Below are 16,663 nucleotides of genomic sequence, written 5' to 3'. Positions count from 1 at the left end.
TCCCCCACTTCTACCCTGGAGAAATCTTTGAGACGCGCGAAAATCGTCGCCACCCTGGGCCCCGCCACCTCCACCTATGAGACGGTGCGTGCACTGATCGACGCGGGGGTGGATGTCGCTCGACTGAACCTCAGCCACGGCGACTACTCCGTGCACGAGAACAACTACGCCAACGTGCGGCGTGCCGCAGAGGACGCCGGCCGTCCGGTCGCGATCCTCGTCGACCTGCAGGGACCGAAGATCCGTCTCGGCAAGTTCGAGGACGGCCCCTACGAGCTCGCCAAGGGCGACATCTTCAAGATCACCACCGAAGACATCATCGGCAACAAGGAGATCTCCGGGACCACCTTCAAGGGGCTCCCGCAGGATGTGAAGCCCGGTGACTTCCTCCTCATCGACGACGGCAAGGTGCGCGTCGAGGTCGTGGAGACCGACGGCGTGACCGTGACGACGAAGGTCATCGTCGCCGGAGCGGTGTCGAACAACAAGGGCATCAACCTGCCCGGCGTCGCCGTGAACGTCCCCGCACTGAGCGAGAAGGACGAGGACGACCTGCGCTGGGGTCTGCGCATCGGCGCCGACCTGATCGCGCTGTCGTTCGTGCGCAATGCCTCCGACGTGACCCGTGTGCACGAGATCATGGCGGAGGAGGGCGTTCGCGTCCCCGTCATCGCGAAGGTCGAGAAGCCGCAGGCGGTCGACGCACTCGAAGAGATCGTCGACGCGTTCGACTCGATCATGGTCGCCCGAGGCGACCTGGGCGTCGAGCTTCCGCTCGAGGCCGTCCCGATCGTGCAGAAGCGCGCGGTCGAGATCGCCCGCCGCATGGCGAAGCCGGTCATCGTCGCGACGCAGATGCTCGAGTCGATGATCAGCAGCCCCGTCCCCACGCGCGCCGAGACCTCGGACGTCGCGAACGCCGTCCTCGACGGTGCGGACGCGGTCATGCTCTCCGGCGAGACAAGCGTCGGGGACTACCCGGTCGTGGTCGTCGAGACGATGGCGCGGATCATCGCATCCACCGAGGAGCACGGCCTGGAGCGTATCGCGCCGCTGACGACCAAGCCCCGCACGCAGGGTGGTGCGATCACGCTGGCCGCCCTCGAGGTCGCCGAGTTCGTCGACGCGAAGTTCCTCTGCGTGTTCACGCAGTCGGGCGACTCCGCTCGTCGTCTGTCGCGTCTGCGCTCGCGCATCCCCATGATCGCGTTCACGCCGGAGCCGGACATCCGCCGTCGTATGGCGCTCACGTGGGGCATCCGCTCGACCCTGGTCGACATGGTGCAGCACACCGACCTGATGTATCACCAGGTCGACGAGTATCTGCTCGGCAACGGACTCGCTGAGGAAGGGGACAAGGTCGTCGTGATCTCCGGTTCCCCTCCCGGAATCATCGGATCGACGAACGACCTCCGCGTGCACAAGGTCGGCGATGCGATCCGCGGTGCAGCCCCGATCTACAAGGCCGGCGTCTGACACTCAGCATCCAGAGGGGGCGAGACTTCGGTCTCGCCCCCTCTGTCGTGCGGTCCGCAGCGTTGACACCCGAAGGGTGCCCTCCAATGAGGAGCGTGGAATCGGCATGCTGAGGAACGCAAGATACTGGCTGTTGTTCCGGGCCAGGCTTCGCCGCGCTTATCCGCAGCTTCAGTCCTGGAACGTTGCCCGCGCCGCCACACCCCGACCTCTACGTGACCGGGAAGCCGCCGATGTCCGCCGAATGGGGGACAGACGAGGGCTGGTTAGGCGAGTAGCGTTATACCCGTTACGTGCTAGCAGTGGATTCGCCAGCGTGTAAATCAATCTGGGTGATCGCTGAAGCATTCATCATGAGGCGGCTCACCTATTTCTTAGGAGGAAGCCAAATGAGAAAAGTACTGGCCACGAGTTGCAGTTGCGGCGCCAAGGCTGCGGGGAGTGCGATGCTCGCGATCGCACTCGTCGCGACGGGGGGTCTGCCGGCACAGGCAGCAACGGGGGCCGCGACCGAGGAGGACCCCTTCGGCTCGGCTCAGCAGGCTCTAGGCTTATCTGCGACGGATGCGCCAGACCAGGCGCAGGGCGTGACGACGGAAGTCATCGAAGGAGGCGCTGTCGTCTCTCTCGGAGAATTCGATTTGAAGATCAGTGCTGCAGAATTGAATACGTCAACCACTGTGCTGGAGGACGGAGTGCGAGTCATGAGCCTGCTGGATCCAGGAGAAACTTCCACTGACTTTGCAATCGAATTGCCTGAGGGGGCAGAGCTGTCGGCTAGCAACGAAGGGTTCGACGTGATCGTCGATCTCGATGGGATCACCATTACGGTGGGGAGGATCGCTGCCCCTTGGGCCGTTGATGCGGGGGGTAAAGAACTACCGACGTCTTACTCTTTCGATGGCGACATGATTACTCAGCACGTGGATACCCGGGAAGCGACCTATCCCGTGGTCGCAGACCCAGCAGTCACCGTCGGCTGGGGCGCGGACGGGCCTGGCGTTTACTGGAATATGTACGGCTACCAAGCCCAGGCCATTGCGGCGGCATCCGTGGCAACTGTAGGCGTGGCGCTCGCTGGAGGTTGCGGTGGTGCCAGCAAGATTCCGGGCGTGGGCAGCTGGATCGGAACGCTCTGCGGTTTCATCGGCGCTCCGACTCTCGCCAACGTCTGGTCCGGTGTCCGAAGCGCGATCAAGGGCACTTCACTCGCAAGCAGTTCCTGCTACTCGATGCGAATCCCAGTCGGTTCGGGGCTCCATAAGGTCGCGAAGTCGAACTGTGCCTAAACCTACATTCCTGGGTGGGTGGTGGCCCGCTCTCCTGTTCTTCGCTTCACTCCTCTTGGCCGTGACCACCCACATCGATCCGTGGATCATCGGCATCTGCACGGGGTCGCTCATCCTGATCGGCTTCGGTATCGAGTGGTGGGTGCAGCGATCTCGCGGACAGAAACCGCAATGAGAGGGGGCGAGACTTCGGTCTCGCCCCCTCTGCCGTGCACCGGAGCGCCAGTCAAGCCCGTGCTGCGTTTCCGCGCGTTGCGGTAGCTTCACAACATGTGTCCTTCCCGTCGTCGCATCGTCACCGACGGGATGCCTTTCGGGCTCTGGGACAGCCCGCGGCCGCCGGGTGCGGAATCGCCCACCATCGCGCTCGTGCACGGCATCGGAATGTCGCATCGCTACCTGTCGCGGTTGCATGACGTTCCTGCTGATCTCACGCGTGTGGTGTCCGTGGACCTGCCGGGATTCGCGGGGCTGCCCAGGCCCTCCGGCAATCCCGATGTGGTGCGGATGGGACGAGCACTCGCGGAAGTGATCGCCGCCCTGGGGGAGGATCGCATCATCGTCGTCGGTCACTCCATGGGAGTGCAGTGGGCGGCCGAGGCCGCTCTGCACCGCCCGGACCGCGTGCAGGCCGTCGTCGCGATCGGTCCTGTCGTCGATCAGAGCCATCGCAGCCTCGTGTCTCAGACCAGGGCGCTCGCGATCGACACGCTCGGGGAGACTCCGCCCAGCAACCTGATCGTGTTCTCCGACTATCTCCGCTGCGGCATCCGGTGGTACCTGAAGCAGGCGCGGCACATGATCGAGCACCCGACCGAGCAGCGGTACGCCGAGCTGACGCGGCCCATCCTGGTGATCAGGGGAGGCGATGACCCGGTGGCTGGGCGCGAATGGTGTCGGCGGCTTCGCGACTCCGCGCGCACTGCACGGCTCGTGGAGGTGCCCGGACGCCACCACGTCGTGCAGCACTCCGCGCCTCGTACCGTTGCCGCCGCCATCGTGGCGAACCCGGACGGGCCGTGGCCGCCGAGCGTGCGATCGGCCGCTTCCCAGAGACGGAGGAGTGCATCATCAGCGTGCTGAGGAACGCGGGCTGGTGGCTGGCTGACTACGCGTACGCGGGCTACTGGCAGCTGCGCGCGACCTTCGACCGCACAGACGCCACGAACTTCGCCTCAGGGAGCGCTGCGCACATCGTCGTGCTTCCGGGTGTGTACGAGACCTGGAAGTTCATGCAGCCCCTCGTGGAGCAGATGCACGCGCGCGGCCACGCCGTCCACATCGTCGACACGCTTCGTCGGAACGAGCGTCCGGTCGCCGACATCGCGGCGGCTGTCGCGGAGTTCCTGGAGCGCCAAGGGCTCACCGACGTGATCCTGGTCGCACACAGCAAGGGAGGGCTCGCCGGCAAGCTCGTCATGACCGGCCCGGCGGGGGAGCGGGTGCGCTCGATGCTCGCGATCGCTACGCCGTTCGGCGGCTCGCGCTACGCCCGTCTGATGCTGTCGCGCACCCTGCGCGCCTTCTCGCCGGAAGACCCATCGATCGTGGACATCGCCCGGCAGCTCACGGTCAATGAACGGATCGTGTCGATCTATGCGGCGTTCGATCCCCACATACCGGAGGGGAGCGAGCTGGCCGGGGCCAAGAACGTCCGACTCGAGACCGGAGGACACTTCCGGATCCTTGCGCATCCTCGAGTCCTGGCCGAACTGGCCGTGCTGGCCGAGTAGTCGCTTCAGCGCGAGGTGAAAGAAAGGAACGCGGCGATCAGGCCCGCGAGAACCAGGATGCCGATCGCGACACCGTGGACGACCCGACCGGCGACGAGCATCGGGAGGTCACGTCCGTCGTAGGACGCGGGATTGAACATCAAGCGCCGTGCACCGTGGCTCCAGCGGATGCGGAAACCGATGCCGCGGAGCGCCTGCGATGGGGCGGCGAAGGTCTGGCCACGCGCTTCGCGCGATGCCTTCCACGTCGCCTGTACCGCGTACCAGGCGATGACGAAGAACGGCATCACCAGGGATGCTGCCCACGCGATGAGCGCGACGCCGATCAGGAGTCCCGCCCCCGAACCGAGCGAGCGGTACAGGAACACGCCGAGGGCGGCGAGCCCCACTGCCGCGGGAACGAGCAGCAGACCCCAGCCCCAGCCGGGATGGAGTTCGACCGGCTGAGGGCGAGTGATCACTTCGTCTTCGGGCCAGGTCATCGCAGTCCCCTCCGGTCATCGCGTCCGCAGGCCCGGGACACGAGGTCGATCTGAGGCTGTGCGAGTGATTCAGCGGTCTCGACCGCGATTCGTGTGCCGGCGGTGGGACTCGAACCCACACGCCCTTTCGGACAAAGCATTTTGAGTGCTCCGCGTCTGCCATTCCGCCACGCCGGCTCGTGTGTCGCGTCTACGACTTTAGCGCAGGGTCGGGGCGCGATCCTCCGCCGCGAGCACCTACAGCCCGCGCACGGACCTCTCCACTAGGATGGTTCTGTGACAGAGCAAGAAGAGCAGGCCGACCAGCCCACGTCATCCGCCCCGCGACGCGTCGTCGTCGCCGAGGATGAGTCGCTGATCCGCCTCGACATCGTCGAGATCCTCCGCGACAACGGCTTCGATGTCGTCGGTGAAGCCGGTGACGGCGAGACCGCGGTCGCGCTCGCGACCGAGCTGCGCCCCGACCTCGTCATCATGGACGTGAAGATGCCTCAGCTCGACGGCATCAGCGCCGCCGAGAAGCTGCACAAGGGCAACATCGCGCCGGTCGTCCTCCTCACGGCGTTCAGCCAGAAGGAGCTCGTCGAGCGGGCCAGCGAAGCAGGCGCACTCGCCTACGTCGTGAAGCCGTTCACGCCGAACGACCTGCTGCCCGCGATCGAGATCGCCCTCGCCCGCCACGAGCAGATCATCACGCTCGAGGCCGAGGTCGCCGACATGGTCGAGCGCTTCGAGACCCGCAAGCTCGTCGACCGCGCCAAGGGCCTGCTCAACGAGAAGATGGGCCTGAGCGAGCCTGAGGCGTTCCGCTGGATCCAGAAGGCGTCCATGGACCGTCGTCTGACCATGCAGGACGTCGCCAAGGCGATCATCGAGCAGCTCGCCCCCAAGAAGTAGCGGTGAGCGCCGGAGTCCTCCGGCTCGATGGCGAGCACATCCTGCGGCCCGTCCGTATCGGTGACGGTGCAGCGCTCTCGAGGGCGTATCTGTCGAACCGGGAGCACCTCGCACCGTGGGAGCCGACTCGTGGCGAGTCCTTCTTCACGATCGACTCCCAGGAGCGCCACGCTCAGGAGTGCGTCACCGACGCCGCGTCCGGCCGTAGCATCCGTTTCGTGATCGAGTCGGACGACGGTGAGATCCGTGGACGGATGAACATCAACAACATCGTCCGTGGCGCGTTCTGGAGCGCCGACCTCGGCTATTGGGTCGACGCCGCGAGGCAGCACCGCGGACTCGCGACCCGCGCGGTGTCACAGATCCTGGAGTACTCGCGCATGGAGCTGCGCCTCCACCGGATGCAGGCCGCGACACTGCTGCACAACATCGGATCCCAGCGTGTGCTGCTCGGAAACGGTTTCGAGCGCATCGGACTGGCTCCGAAGTACCTCCGCATCGCGGGGGAGTGGCAGGATCACGTACTGTTCCAGCGACTGCTGGAGGAGCCGCTCAGCGCTCGGCGGGAACGTCCTTGATCATGTTGGTGATGCGGATCGTCGAGCAGCGCCGACCCTGATCGTCGGTCACCACGATCTCGTGCACGGTGATGCTCCGGCCCAGGTGCACGGGCGTGCACACGCCGGTCACGACTCCGGACGTGGCCGAGCGCGTGTGGGTGGCGTTGATGTCGACGCCGACCGCGAGCCGCCCGACGCCGGCGTGGAGGTTCGCGGCCATCGAGCCGAGCGATTCTCCGAGCACCACGTACGCGCCGCCGTGCATGAGCCCGACCGGCTGCGTGTTGCCCTCGACGGGCATCGTCGCCACGCAGCGTTCGACGCTGAACTCGACGAACTCCATGCCCATCTTCTCGGCCAGAGCACCCATCCCGCGGGCCGTGGCCCAGTCGAGTCCTTCGCTCGTCGCGACGTCGCTCATGCATCCTCCTCAGCGGGTGTCTGTCGTCCTCGTTAGGCTGACAGGGTGACGGACTCCGCAAAGCCTACCCTCATGGTCGTCGACGGCCATTCGCTCGCCTATCGTGCCTTCTTCGCCCTTCCGGTCGAGAACTTCACGACCAAGGACAACCAGCACACGAACGGGATCTACGGGTTCCTGTCGATGCTGGTGAACCTCATCAAAGCCGAGCAGCCGACGCACCTGGCCATCGCCTTCGACACCTCGCGGCACTCGTTCCGCACCGATGAGTATCCGGAGTACAAGGCCACGCGCTCCGAGTCGCCGCAGGAGTTCAAGGGACAGATCCCGCTCCTGCAGGACTGCCTCGCCGCCATGTCGATCCCGGTTCTGACGAAAGAGGGGATCGAGGCCGACGACATACTCGCGACGCTCGCGTCCCAGGGCGCGGAACAGGGCTACGACGTGCTGGTCGTCTCGGGCGACCGCGACACCATCCAGCTCGTCAACGACGATGTCACGCTGCTCTACCCCTCGGTGCAGGGCGTCTCCCAGCTCAAGCGGTATGACCCGACGACCGTCCAGGAGCGTTACGGGGTCCGGCCCGAGCAGTACCCCGACATCGCGGCACTGGTCGGCGAGACCAGCGACAACCTTCCCGGTGTGCCGAAGGTCGGCGAGAAGACTGCGGTCAAGTGGCTCACGCAGTTCGGCTCGCTCGACGAGCTGATCGCACGGGCCGATGAGATCAAGGGCGTGGTCGGCGGCAACCTCCGCGATCACATCGAAGACGTGCGTCGCAATCGCAAGCTCAACCGTCTGCTCACCGACGTCGAGCTTCCGGTCGGACCTGCTGATCTCGAGGTCGCCCCGATCGACGCACAGGCGGTGCGCGACATCTTCGCGCGTCTGGAGTTCCGCACCCTCCTGCCGCGGGTGTTCGAGGCCGTCGGCGCCGGCGAAGTCGCCGATGATCCTGCCTCCGTCGTCGTCCTCCCTGCGCCGGTCGACGTCGCGCCCGCCGATCTCGCGGCCTGGGCCGCAGCGCAGGACGGCGATGTCTCCCTTCGCGTCACCGCCCAGGGCGGCGTCCCGGTGCGCATCGGTGCGGCCACGCTGACCGATCTGCGCGAGGCCGACTGGACGGACACCGCTGCCGAAGCCCTGCGCGAGTGGATCGAATCCGACGCGCCGAAGGTGCTCCACGATGCGAAGCCGCAGGTCAAGGCACTGAGCCGTCAGGGCCTCCGCCTCCGCGGCCTTTCGTACGACACGAGTCTCGCCGGCTGGCTGCTGCGCCCCAGTTTCCCGGACAAGACCCTCGCCGACCTGGTCGAGCGATACCTGGGCGAGAAGCTGCCCGAAGCAGACCCGTCCCAGCTCGTGCCCGAGACCGAGGGTGCGACGCCCTCGCAGGAGGCCTGGTTCGCCCTGCGCGTCGCCGATGCGCTGCGGGAAGACATTCCGGAGTCGGTCGGCACGGTCCTCGTCGACATCGAGCTGCCGACGCTGCTCACCCTCGCCGACATGGAGGTCGCCGGCGTGGCGGTCTCCCACGAAGTGCTCTCGACCTTCTCCGGCGAGCTCGCCACGCGCGCCGAGGGGCTCGCGCAGGAGGCGTTCTCCGTCGTCGGGCGCGAGTTCAATCTCGGCTCACCCAAGCAGCTGCAGGAGGTCCTGTTCGAAGACCTCCAGCTCCCGAAGACCCGCAAGACGAAGACGGGTTATTCGACGGATGCCGCCGTGCTCGCCGACCTGCAGGAGAGCCATCCGCACCCTTTTCTGAGCCTGCTGCTGCAGCACCGCGAAGCGACCAAGCTGCGTCAGATCATCGAATCGCTCGACACGGCGATCGGCGATGACCACCGCGTCCATACCACCTATGTGCAGACCGGAAGTCAGACCGGGCGGCTCTCCAGTACCGACCCCAACCTGCAGAACATCCCGGTGCGCACGGAGGAATCCCGCCGCATCCGCAGTGCGTTCGAGGTCGGAGAGGGCTACGAGGCTCTCCTCACCGCCGACTACTCGCAGATCGAGATGCGCATCATGGCGCACCTCTCGGGCGACGAGGGGCTGATCGAGGCCTTCAACAGCGGGGAAGACCTGCACCGTTTCGTGGGCGCACGGGTGTTCGGCGTCGATCCGAGCGATGTGACGCCCGCCATGCGCACCAAGGTCAAGGCGATGTCGTACGGCTTGGTCTACGGACTCTCGGCGTTCGGGCTGTCCAAGCAGCTGCGCATCGAGCAGTCCGAGGCCAAGCAGCTCATGGTCGAGTACTTCGCCCGTTTCGGAGCAGTGCGCGACTATCTGCGTGCGTCGGTCATGAAGGCCAAGGAAGTCGGCTACACCGAGACGATCTTCGGTCGTCGCCGTCCGTTCCCCGACCTCGCGAGCCCGAACCGGGTGCTGCGGGAGAACGCCGAGCGTGCGGCGCTCAACGCGCCGATCCAGGGCAGCGCGGCCGACATCATGAAGATCGCGCTGCTGCACATCCACGACGATCTGCGGTCCGAACAGCTCTCCTCGCGCGTGCTGCTGCAGATCCACGATGAGCTCGTGGTCGAGGTCGCTCCGGGGGAGTGGGATGCCACCGAGCGCATCGTCCGCGCGCGCATGGGAGATGCGGCCGAGCTGACCGTGCCGCTCGACGTGCAGGTCGGCCGTGGTCGCGACTGGAACGAAGCCGCGCACTGACCTCCGGCGGTGGAAGGGGGGCGGGGATTAGGCTGGCAGTTATGACTTCAGCTCCTCGCACCCCCTCCGCCATCGACGCCGTCGCCGATGAATGGGTCGACAAGATCGCGGTTCTGGCGCCCACTCTCGGCACCTACATCGGCCGCGACGAGGTGAACGATCGTTTCGGCGATCTGAGCCCGGCCGGCCATGAGGAGATCGCCGCGGCGACCCGATCGACCCTCGACAAGCTGTCTGCTCTCACGCCCGTCGACGCGATCGACGAGGTCACCAAGACCGATCTCAGCGCGGAGCTCCGCCTGGACCTCGAGCTTCACGACGCCAAGTGGCATCTGCGCGACCTCAACGTCATCGCCTCCGCGGCGCAGGACGTGCGCTCGGTGTTCGACCTGATGCCGACGTCGACAGTCGAGGACTGGGACGTCGTCGCGACGCGCCTGGCCGCCGTCCCCGGCGCTCTCCGCGGCTACGTCGAGACGCTTCGCACCGGCATCGCCGAGGGCGTCATGCCCGCACGTCGTCAGGTGGTCGAAGTCGCCACCCAGATCGACCGCTACACCGCCGATGACGGGTTCTTCGCCGCCTTCGTGGCGGAAGCCGACCCGGACGAAGGTCAGCTTCCCGCCTCCCTGGCTCGTACGCTCGCCGACAATTCCGCCGCCGCACGGGTCGCCTACGACGAGCTGCGTCGATTCCTGGCGGAGGAGCTCGCCCCGGCCGCCGGCGACGTCGATGCCGTGGGGCGTGAGCTGTACGCGCTCAACTCCCGCCGGTTCCTCGGCGCGACGATCGATCTCGACGAGACGTACGAGTGGGGCCGTGAGGAGCTCGCGCGCATGGTGGCGGAGCAGACCGCGATCGCGAACGAGATCCTTCCCGGAGCCTCGGTCGAAGAGGCCGTTGCTCATCTCGAGGCCGATCCCACCCGCAAGCTCGTCGGCACGGAAGCGCTGCAGAAGTGGATGCAGGAGACCAGCGACCGTGCGGTCGCCGAACTCGGCGCCTCGCACTTCGACATCCCGGAGGCTATCCGCACATTGGAGTGCATGATCGCCCCGACGCAGGAGGGTGGGATCTACTACACCGGCCCGACGGACGACTTCTCCCGTCCCGGTCGCATGTGGTGGTCCGTTCCCGAGGGTGTCACGGAGTTCGACACCTGGCGCGAACTCACCACCGTCTTCCACGAGGGTGTGCCCGGCCATCACCTCCAGATCGCGCAGGCGGTGTACAACCGTGCCGAGCTCAACTCCTGGCGCCGTCTGCTCGCGGGCACCTCGGGCCATGCCGAGGGATGGGCGCTCTATGCGGAGCGTCTGATGGAGCAGCTCGGATACCTCGACGACCCGGCCGACCGTCTCGGCATGCTCGATGGGCAGCGCATGCGTGCGGCGCGGGTCGTCCTCGACATCGGTGTGCACCTCGGTAAGCCGCGCCTCGATGGTACCGGTGTGTGGGACGCGGACTACGCGCTCGACTTCATGCGCCGCAACGTGAACATGTCCGATCAGTTCGTGCAGTTCGAGGTCAACCGCTACCTCGGCTGGCCGGGGCAGGCACCTTCATACAAGGTGGGACAGCGCATCTGGCAAAAAATACATGATGAGACCAAAGCGCGGGAGGGCGCGGCCTTCTCAGAGAAGGCCTTCCACAAGAAGGCGCTGGACCTCGGAGGGGTGGGACTGGACACTCTCCGCGCGGCGTTGCTCGGAAGCGCGTAGCCTTCGCCGCGACGGTCTCTGAGGCCACGTAAGGAGTCTTGCGCGCGGAGCCTTGCGGAGGGAGTCTTGCGTGGTCAGAAGCGGTTTCCGGAGATGTTATGTCTTCATCGGAACGGGCATGGTGCCCGCCGGGGAGGGACGATGATGGACAAGCTCGGAGCACTCACGGCAGCCCACGGAGTGCGGGCGGTGGAGTTTGCGGCCTGGGGTTGAGCGGGGACGCTCGGCGACCCGCTGCGCCGGACGGTGGAGTTGGCACTGGCCCGGGACGGCGTCTATGGCATCGCCGATCTGGTGCTCGCGGGTCCGGCGCGCGGAGGCATCGCCGCGGCCCAGCTTGGCGAGCTGGTGGCGATAGTGGAGGCGGAGCAGAGCGAGGCGCTGGCAGCTTAGCGGACGCGAGAGGCCCCGAAGTGGAGTTAGCACCTCGGGACCTCTGGCGGCCATCCTAGGGGGCGCCGCGCCGGAACGACGGAAGGTCCCGCGGCTCGCGTGTGAGCTGCGGGGCCTTGTTGATGCTGCGGGGTGCAGTTAGTCGGCGTTGAACGGGTCCGGCGTCAGGTCCAAGATGCCATGCACCGGGCAGGACCACGCCAGCCCGACGGGGTCGTCGGCGACGTGCTCGGGCACGAAAGGGGCGCCGCATGTCGGACAGTCGCGGTAGCGCCGGAGTGCGGCCTCGGCCGGTTAGTCGGCGACCTCGGAGGAGAAGGCGGGGAAGGGGTCGGCGCTGGCGGTCATGGCGTCTCCTAGGTCAGGTGGGCAGCCTTGCAGGATAGCGCGGTCGGAGGCGGGGCTAGACGCTCGGCGGCTCTGCTTCGGCTGGGTCGCCCTCGTCCAGGTATCGGAGGAACGCTCGCCCGCGGCGAGTGATGCGGGACTCGAACATCCCGCTTGCGGTCATGAACGTGCGGAGTGTCCGGGGTGGAACGTCGGCGAGTCCGAGGCGCTCAAGGTCAGCGAGGGCAGCCTCAACGGTTGCGGAGAACGTGACGCCGAAGCGGTCGAGGGCGACCTCCAGCGGCCCGCTCGGGCTGCCTCCGCTGACGCTCGCGAAGGTGTGCATGAGTTCGTGTGCAATGAGCCATGCGCGGGGATCGGCGAAAAACGCGAGTAGCCATACGTGGAGGTCGTCCAGCTCGGTGATGAGGCGTAGGTAATCCTCCCGCTCGGCGCGGGTGAGTGCGTCCGAGTCGAGACTCGCGACAGCGGCGCGTGCAAGACGCTGCCGCTTGGATGTGCTGGCGGTCTCGGCAGCCTCGCGACGGGTGCGGGCGAGCGTGGCAAGGAACTCCTCGGAGCTGACTATGTCGGCGACCGTGAGCGCCGCCTCGGTCCGTTCAGCGAGACGTTGGACCTCGCCGACGATTGCCGTATCGAACTCGTGGCGTCGCGCGCGCTCGCGTGCGGCGAGGGCATGATCGAGTGCGCGCCCGGCAAGAGGGCCGAGGAGAGGGATGGCGTCCAGCGCCATGCCGCCGACGGTGGCGAAGGTGTCCTCGGAGGGTTCGTGCGGCGGGATGAGCGCGGAGAGGTCGGTCATGCGCTGAGCGTACCCGAGGCGCTCGGCGACACGGTGGTCGACGGTCTACGGGAGCGCGAGGGCTTCGGTATGCGTTGAAACATGCGGTGTCGCCAGGCGGCGGTGGAGAGGTCCAGAGCGCCGCAATCGGGACACTCGCCCTCAAGTTCAAGCGTGTGCACGTCGTCACTTGGGCACGTAATCAGAGACGGCACAAGCCGCCGTCTGCTGATCAACGGCGTGACGACGGTGAGGGTCGCGGTGCGGCGGGCGTCGGGGTGTCGCGGCGCAATGGCTGTCGAGCGGCTCGCGCTGCGAGAAGCTGGGCAATGGCATCGGGTGGGAGTAGGTCTGTCATGACCTTCACGTTATGTGTGATTTGAGGGCTTAAATCTGGCCGTAGTACCGACGCGGTGTGCTGCTCGTCGGTGGGGAACGGGGCCGGATTCGGCGTCTCTAGGTAGCGCATGAGCGCGGAGTTTAGGAGGCGCCGGAGCGGAAGTGCCCCCGCCTTCGGAGCGCGTGCGTGCGTAGCGCTTGCGCCGTCGTTGGACCTCGGCGCGGACATACTTGGTTGCGCCCCATAGGCCGTTGCGGGCGGCTGCGGGGATCGTCTTGTGGGCGTCGTGGATGCGGTCGTGGCAAGTCGGACAGACCGGGACCAGGTCCATGAGGCGCTCAGCGCCGAGGTTTTTGTAGGTGCGGTGGTGAAGGTGCATCCCTGGGCGTCGCGGGGCGTCGCAGACGTAACAGGCCTGGGGCAGTTTGGATGCCCAGTAGCGGGCGCGGACCTGTCGCCATGCGGGTGACTGGATGTAAGCGCGGTACTCGTCCCGTGAGATCGTCGCGCGACCGGGGTTGCCCATGGCTGCCATCGTAGGGAGCGGGTCGGACATTAGCGGGCATGTAGCGGTGATGGGAGGAACCCGGATCGGGCGCGACGGTAGCTAAGCTCGCGAGTATGGCATCCATCCGGTACTCGCAGGAAGACCCCTCTGCGCGAGACAAGGTCTTTCAGTCGAAGGATCGTCCGCACTGTGGCAAGCAGGCTCACCAACTCATCGTGACACCGCGGTTACTGGTGGAGTCGGGCAGTGACAGCGAGGCTTGGGCGTTTGTCGATGAGCCTGACTGGTTCGTGCCGAGCGGCGCAAGTGTGGTCGCCGCCGACTGGCGAACGGAGAGCGAAGGGGACCAGATGTGGGACCCATACATCCCGGGCGTGCAATGGCAGGCGACGTTGTGTGCCGCGTGCAAGCGGATGTCGCTTTGGCGCGAAGCGCAGATGATCTTCCCCCGCACGACGCGGGCAGCGGTGGCTGCGCATCCTGACATGCCGGAAACTGCTGCGGTGCTGTTCAACGAGGCGGCTGCCGTACTTGATGGGTCGCGGCGCGCTGCCGCGGCGCTGGGGCGTGCGGCGCTGGAGGCGTTACTCAAGGCGGTCGATGAGTCCGGGGCTAAGCGCGACTTGAACAAGCGTATTGGGGAGCTGAGTGGGCGTATCAACCCAGCGCTGTGGAAAGTGCTTACGGCGCTGCGCGTTGTGGGCAACGATGCGTTGCACAGTGAGGATGGCGACCTAGTTGCGCTGTACTTACACCAAGAGCAAGGCGAGCTAGCGGAGACCTTCCTCCAGGCCATCAATGAGCTGGTGGAGGAGCTTGTCACGCGCCCCAAGCGATCCGAAGAGATATACGCGATGCTGCCTGCGAGCAAGCGCGATGCGGCGGAGCGCGCCGGGGCGAACTAGCGTTCCGGGCGGTAGTGGTGCTGTCCAGTCATGCGCGGACCCCGGCCCAGGCGGCTACCGCGGCCTCCAGCTCGGCTGCGGCGGTGGTCGCGTCTGCGGCGACGCGCTCGGCGGTCAGCTCGCCGGAGACGATGGCAGCGCGCACGCGGAGGCGGCGGGATGAGGTCGCGTCTTCTTCTGTAGGGCGGGTGATGCCGCCAGCGGGCGGGCGGCGGTCGGTCTGCTTAGCCGAGGGCGGCGCTGGCGGGGAGAGCCACTGGACCTCAGCGGCGGAGGCGAGGCCGGCGGCGAGGGCGATGATGCAGCGGCCCCGTTCCTTGATGTGGGCGGCGGTCTGTGCTGGCTCGGACGCGGCGATCATCGGGCAGCTCCAGCGGTGGAGGCCTGGCGGCCAGCGTCGGGGACGATGCGGTAGCCGTGCTCGGTGTCGTGGGCGACGTGGGTCGCGGGAATGACGACCGGCTGGCCAGGGGCGACTTGGATGCGTGCGACGAAGGTGCTCGGTGTTGATGCGGTGGTCACGTTGTGCCTTTCTCGGGGTCCTATAGTTCGTGAAGAGGAGGTGCAAAGATGCCGATTGACATTGAGGTCCAGCCGGTCATCGACAAGTACGCCAAGGCACTGAAAGGGCCCCGGCTGCTCTTCGATCTATGGCCAGCGCCGCGGGACCGCGGACGCCCTGCACAGAAGCACTCGGCTATCTGCGCCGCGGTGGTGCTTGGTATCACTGGTGCGTTTGAAGCGTTCGCCGAAGACCTGCTTGCCGCGAGCCTCTTGCGTCAGGGACATGGATGGGCGCATGTCGCTGCCAACTCCGACTTATCGAACCCCTCTGTGAAGACGCTGGCTCAGCACCTGGATAAAGCCGCGGGGATTAGCGTGGCGGCCCCTGCGGGGTGGCTGGTCAACTTGCCAAAGCAGCACGGTCACTCGACAACGTGGGCGGATAAGCCGTCGACATCTCCCGCTCGGAGAGCTGGATTGAGGTCCGGCACTGCCTTGCGCATGGCGCGGTGACTGGCATCGGTGGCGAGACTTGGCCAGGCCCAGTGTCGAGGAAGGGACGCGGCGCGGCGCTGTCGTCGGCCAATGACGATGACATCCTTGCCCGGGTCGGCTCGGCGGGCAAGCGCGCCTTGTACCTGCGGCCGACTATCGCGTGTGCGCGCATCTTCAGCGCTGGAGCCATGATGTGCGCGCAGGCCGTCGCTACGGAGTTCGGCGAAGCGGTTGAAGTCAGCGGATTGCCAAAGTTCTTTGACGTGTAGCGGAGTGCCGCCATGCGTCCGGAGCGGTTTTCGATGGCCAACGAGTGGGTAGTCACTCACACAGAGTTCACGGTGTTTGAACCCTGGAAGTCGCGCGCACTGGCAGACGCTATGCCCCTCCGGGCGGGGAGATGACGGGGGCGGGGGAGTCCCTCCCCAGGGGTGGGTCGTCGCTCGCGCGTGGTTGGCGAGCGGTGCCGCGCCGGGATCAGCGCCGGACACCCGTGCTCAGCGACGGAAAGCTGGATGCGGCTCGGGTTCACGAGCTTGTTTGAGTCTCGGCTTCTCTAGAGTTGACGCCATGGATGCGTCGGATGTCATCGCAGTCTGTGCGCTCGTGGCGAGCGTGTGCTTGGCGGGGGGTCGCTCGTGGTCGCAATCGCCGCGGAGCGCCGAGCAAATCGGGTGGAGGCTCGACAGGATGCGGCGGGCATCGACTGGAAACTGTCCGTAGACCCGGCTCGCGCACGGTTAACGATCACGAACCGGGGTCTAGATAACGCCCGCGATGTGACGGCATCCGCGGAGATGAACGGCGTCGTTGCCTCGGTGCGGTCTGATTTTGTCAAGGCGATGGGCGGCGCGATCAGCATGGATTTCCCCGCTGTGCTCCCGCAGTTCGATGCGAAGCGGGCCCAGTTCGAGGCGGAGGGTGTGCATGTTCCGGTAAGCGTTGATGTGCTCGTGAACGTGAGATGGCGCATGAGAGGTCGGGCTTGGCACCACAAACAGCTAAGAGGGAGTGTCGAGCACTGGGTGTAGCGCTCGGCGAGGTGCTCGCGGCCCTGCTGCGGGGTGCGGCGGGCGAGCGGGCCGTGGAAGCGCCGGTGGACGCCAGTGGGTGAGTCGTTCTCGTTCAAGG

17 protein-coding genes and 1 tRNA gene are annotated in these 16,663 nt (G+C 66.5%); 12 read left to right on the top strand and 6 right to left on the bottom strand.

Features of this window, described 5'->3' with window-relative positions; all coding sequences use genetic code 11:
• Positions 1-27: 27 nt before the first annotated feature.
• From pyk to OC372_RS03535, 4 genes are all read left to right on the top strand, one after another.
• Positions 28-1,476: a pyruvate kinase gene (gene pyk, locus OC372_RS03550; protein WP_029263374.1), complete on the top strand. Its 1,449-nt coding sequence runs from the start codon at positions 28-30 to the stop codon at positions 1,474-1,476.
• A gap of 332 nt (positions 1,477-1,808) precedes the next feature.
• Positions 1,809-2,765: a hypothetical protein gene (locus OC372_RS03545; RefSeq protein ID WP_262000944.1), complete on the top strand. Its 957-nt coding sequence runs from the start codon at positions 1,809-1,811 to the stop codon at positions 2,763-2,765.
• A 270-nt stretch (positions 2,766-3,035) separates the two neighbouring features.
• Complete coding sequence (locus OC372_RS03540; protein WP_105709940.1) at positions 3,036-3,848, top strand: alpha/beta fold hydrolase; 813 nt, start codon at positions 3,036-3,038, stop codon at positions 3,846-3,848.
• Positions 3,833-4,498 carry an esterase/lipase family protein gene (locus OC372_RS03535; RefSeq protein WP_262001227.1) on the top strand — a complete coding sequence of 222 codons (666 nt, stop codon included), beginning with the start codon at positions 3,833-3,835 and terminating at the stop codon, positions 4,496-4,498. The genes OC372_RS03540 and OC372_RS03535 overlap by 16 nt, the downstream gene beginning before the upstream one ends.
• Positions 4,499-4,503: 5 nt before the next feature.
• Here the strand turns inward: OC372_RS03535 and OC372_RS03530 are convergent, their stop codons facing one another.
• On the bottom strand, positions 4,504-4,980 hold the full coding sequence (locus OC372_RS03530) for a hypothetical protein (protein ID WP_029263376.1): 477 nt from the start codon (positions 4,978-4,980) through the stop codon (positions 4,504-4,506).
• A 94-nt stretch (positions 4,981-5,074) separates the two neighbouring features.
• Positions 5,075-5,157 (bottom strand) — tRNA-Leu (locus OC372_RS03525).
• Positions 5,158-5,256: 99 nt separating this feature from the next.
• Here OC372_RS03525 and OC372_RS03520 point away from each other — a divergent pair.
• Together OC372_RS03520 and OC372_RS03515 are read left to right on the top strand one after the other, a co-directional pair.
• Entirely contained in the window at positions 5,257-5,877 is a 621-nt protein-coding gene (locus tag OC372_RS03520; protein WP_262000943.1) for an ANTAR domain-containing response regulator, read from the top strand.
• 2 nt (positions 5,878-5,879) lie between these two features.
• Positions 5,880-6,455, top strand: coding sequence for a GNAT family N-acetyltransferase (locus tag OC372_RS03515; protein ID WP_029273872.1), 576 nt, complete (start codon positions 5,880-5,882; stop codon positions 6,453-6,455).
• Here the strand turns inward: OC372_RS03515 and OC372_RS03510 are convergent.
• The gene (locus OC372_RS03510; RefSeq protein WP_105709938.1) at positions 6,430-6,858 is read right to left on the bottom strand and encodes a hotdog fold thioesterase; all 429 of its coding nucleotides are present in this window, start codon (positions 6,856-6,858) and stop codon (positions 6,430-6,432) included. The two genes, OC372_RS03515 and OC372_RS03510, sit on opposite strands and share 26 nt — an antisense overlap.
• A 45-nt stretch (positions 6,859-6,903) precedes the next feature.
• On the opposite strand from OC372_RS03510, the gene polA reads away from it, so the two are divergent.
• From polA to OC372_RS03495, 3 genes are all read left to right on the top strand, one after another.
• Positions 6,904-9,537, top strand: a complete 2,634-nt coding sequence (gene polA, locus OC372_RS03505; RefSeq protein WP_262000942.1) for a DNA polymerase I — start codon at positions 6,904-6,906, stop codon at positions 9,535-9,537.
• Positions 9,538-9,578: 41 nt separating this feature from the next.
• Positions 9,579-11,258 (top strand): DUF885 domain-containing protein, encoded by a 1,680-nt coding sequence (locus tag OC372_RS03500; protein WP_262000941.1) that lies wholly within the window; start codon positions 9,579-9,581, stop codon positions 11,256-11,258.
• A gap of 246 nt (positions 11,259-11,504) precedes the next feature.
• Entirely contained in the window at positions 11,505-11,651 is a 147-nt protein-coding gene (locus OC372_RS03495; protein WP_262000940.1) for a hypothetical protein, read from the top strand.
• A gap of 403 nt (positions 11,652-12,054) precedes the next feature.
• On the opposite strand, the gene OC372_RS03490 is transcribed toward OC372_RS03495, so the two are convergent.
• Positions 12,055-12,801 (bottom strand): hypothetical protein, encoded by a 747-nt coding sequence (locus OC372_RS03490; protein ID WP_262000939.1) that lies wholly within the window; start codon positions 12,799-12,801, stop codon positions 12,055-12,057.
• A gap of 940 nt (positions 12,802-13,741) precedes the next feature.
• Here OC372_RS03490 and OC372_RS03485 point away from each other — a divergent pair.
• Complete coding sequence (locus OC372_RS03485) at positions 13,742-14,533, top strand: DUF4145 domain-containing protein (protein WP_262000938.1); 792 nt, start codon at positions 13,742-13,744, stop codon at positions 14,531-14,533.
• 28 nt (positions 14,534-14,561) lie between these two features.
• Here OC372_RS03485 and OC372_RS03480 read toward each other — a convergent pair whose 3' ends face one another.
• Positions 14,562-14,894, bottom strand: a complete 333-nt coding sequence (locus OC372_RS03480) for a hypothetical protein (protein ID WP_262000937.1) — start codon at positions 14,892-14,894, stop codon at positions 14,562-14,564.
• The gene (locus OC372_RS03475) at positions 14,891-15,055 is read right to left on the bottom strand and encodes a hypothetical protein (RefSeq protein WP_262000936.1); all 165 of its coding nucleotides are present in this window, start codon (positions 15,053-15,055) and stop codon (positions 14,891-14,893) included. The genes OC372_RS03480 and OC372_RS03475 overlap by 4 nt, the downstream gene beginning before the upstream one ends.
• A gap of 491 nt (positions 15,056-15,546) precedes the next feature.
• Here OC372_RS03475 and OC372_RS03470 point away from each other — a divergent pair, with 491 nt between their 5' ends.
• Positions 15,547-15,801, top strand: coding sequence for a hypothetical protein (locus tag OC372_RS03470; RefSeq protein ID WP_262000935.1), 255 nt, complete (start codon positions 15,547-15,549; stop codon positions 15,799-15,801).
• A 369-nt stretch (positions 15,802-16,170) separates the two neighbouring features.
• Positions 16,171-16,563, top strand: a complete 393-nt coding sequence (locus OC372_RS03465) for a hypothetical protein (protein ID WP_262000934.1) — start codon at positions 16,171-16,173, stop codon at positions 16,561-16,563.
• The last annotated feature ends 100 nt before the right edge of the window (positions 16,564-16,663 follow it).

Source organism: Microbacterium sp. Mcb102 (assembly GCF_024519805.1).
Taxonomy (GTDB): domain Bacteria; phylum Actinomycetota; class Actinomycetes; order Actinomycetales; family Microbacteriaceae; genus Microbacterium.
Note: the sequence above shows the minus strand (reverse complement) of the source record. Positions and strands in the feature narration are given on the sequence as shown.

Excerpts from the sequence above, each read along its gene's own strand:
- OC372_RS03540 (WP_105709940.1), top strand. The coding sequence starts at position 3,036 with ATGTGTCCTTCCCGTCGTCGCATCGTCACCGACGGGATGCCTTTCGGG.
- OC372_RS03530 (WP_029263376.1), bottom strand. The coding sequence starts at position 4,980 with ATGACCTGGCCCGAAGACGAAGTGATCACTCGCCCTCAGCCGGTCGAA.
- OC372_RS03510 (WP_105709938.1), bottom strand. The coding sequence starts at position 6,858 with ATGAGCGACGTCGCGACGAGCGAAGGACTCGACTGGGCCACGGCCCGC.
- OC372_RS03500 (WP_262000941.1), top strand. The coding sequence starts at position 9,579 with ATGACTTCAGCTCCTCGCACCCCCTCCGCCATCGACGCCGTCGCCGAT.
- OC372_RS03490 (WP_262000939.1), bottom strand. The coding sequence starts at position 12,801 with ATGACCGACCTCTCCGCGCTCATCCCGCCGCACGAACCCTCCGAGGAC.
- OC372_RS03485 (WP_262000938.1), top strand. The coding sequence starts at position 13,742 with ATGGCATCCATCCGGTACTCGCAGGAAGACCCCTCTGCGCGAGACAAG.
- OC372_RS03480 (WP_262000937.1), bottom strand. The coding sequence starts at position 14,894 with ATGATCGCCGCGTCCGAGCCAGCACAGACCGCCGCCCACATCAAGGAA.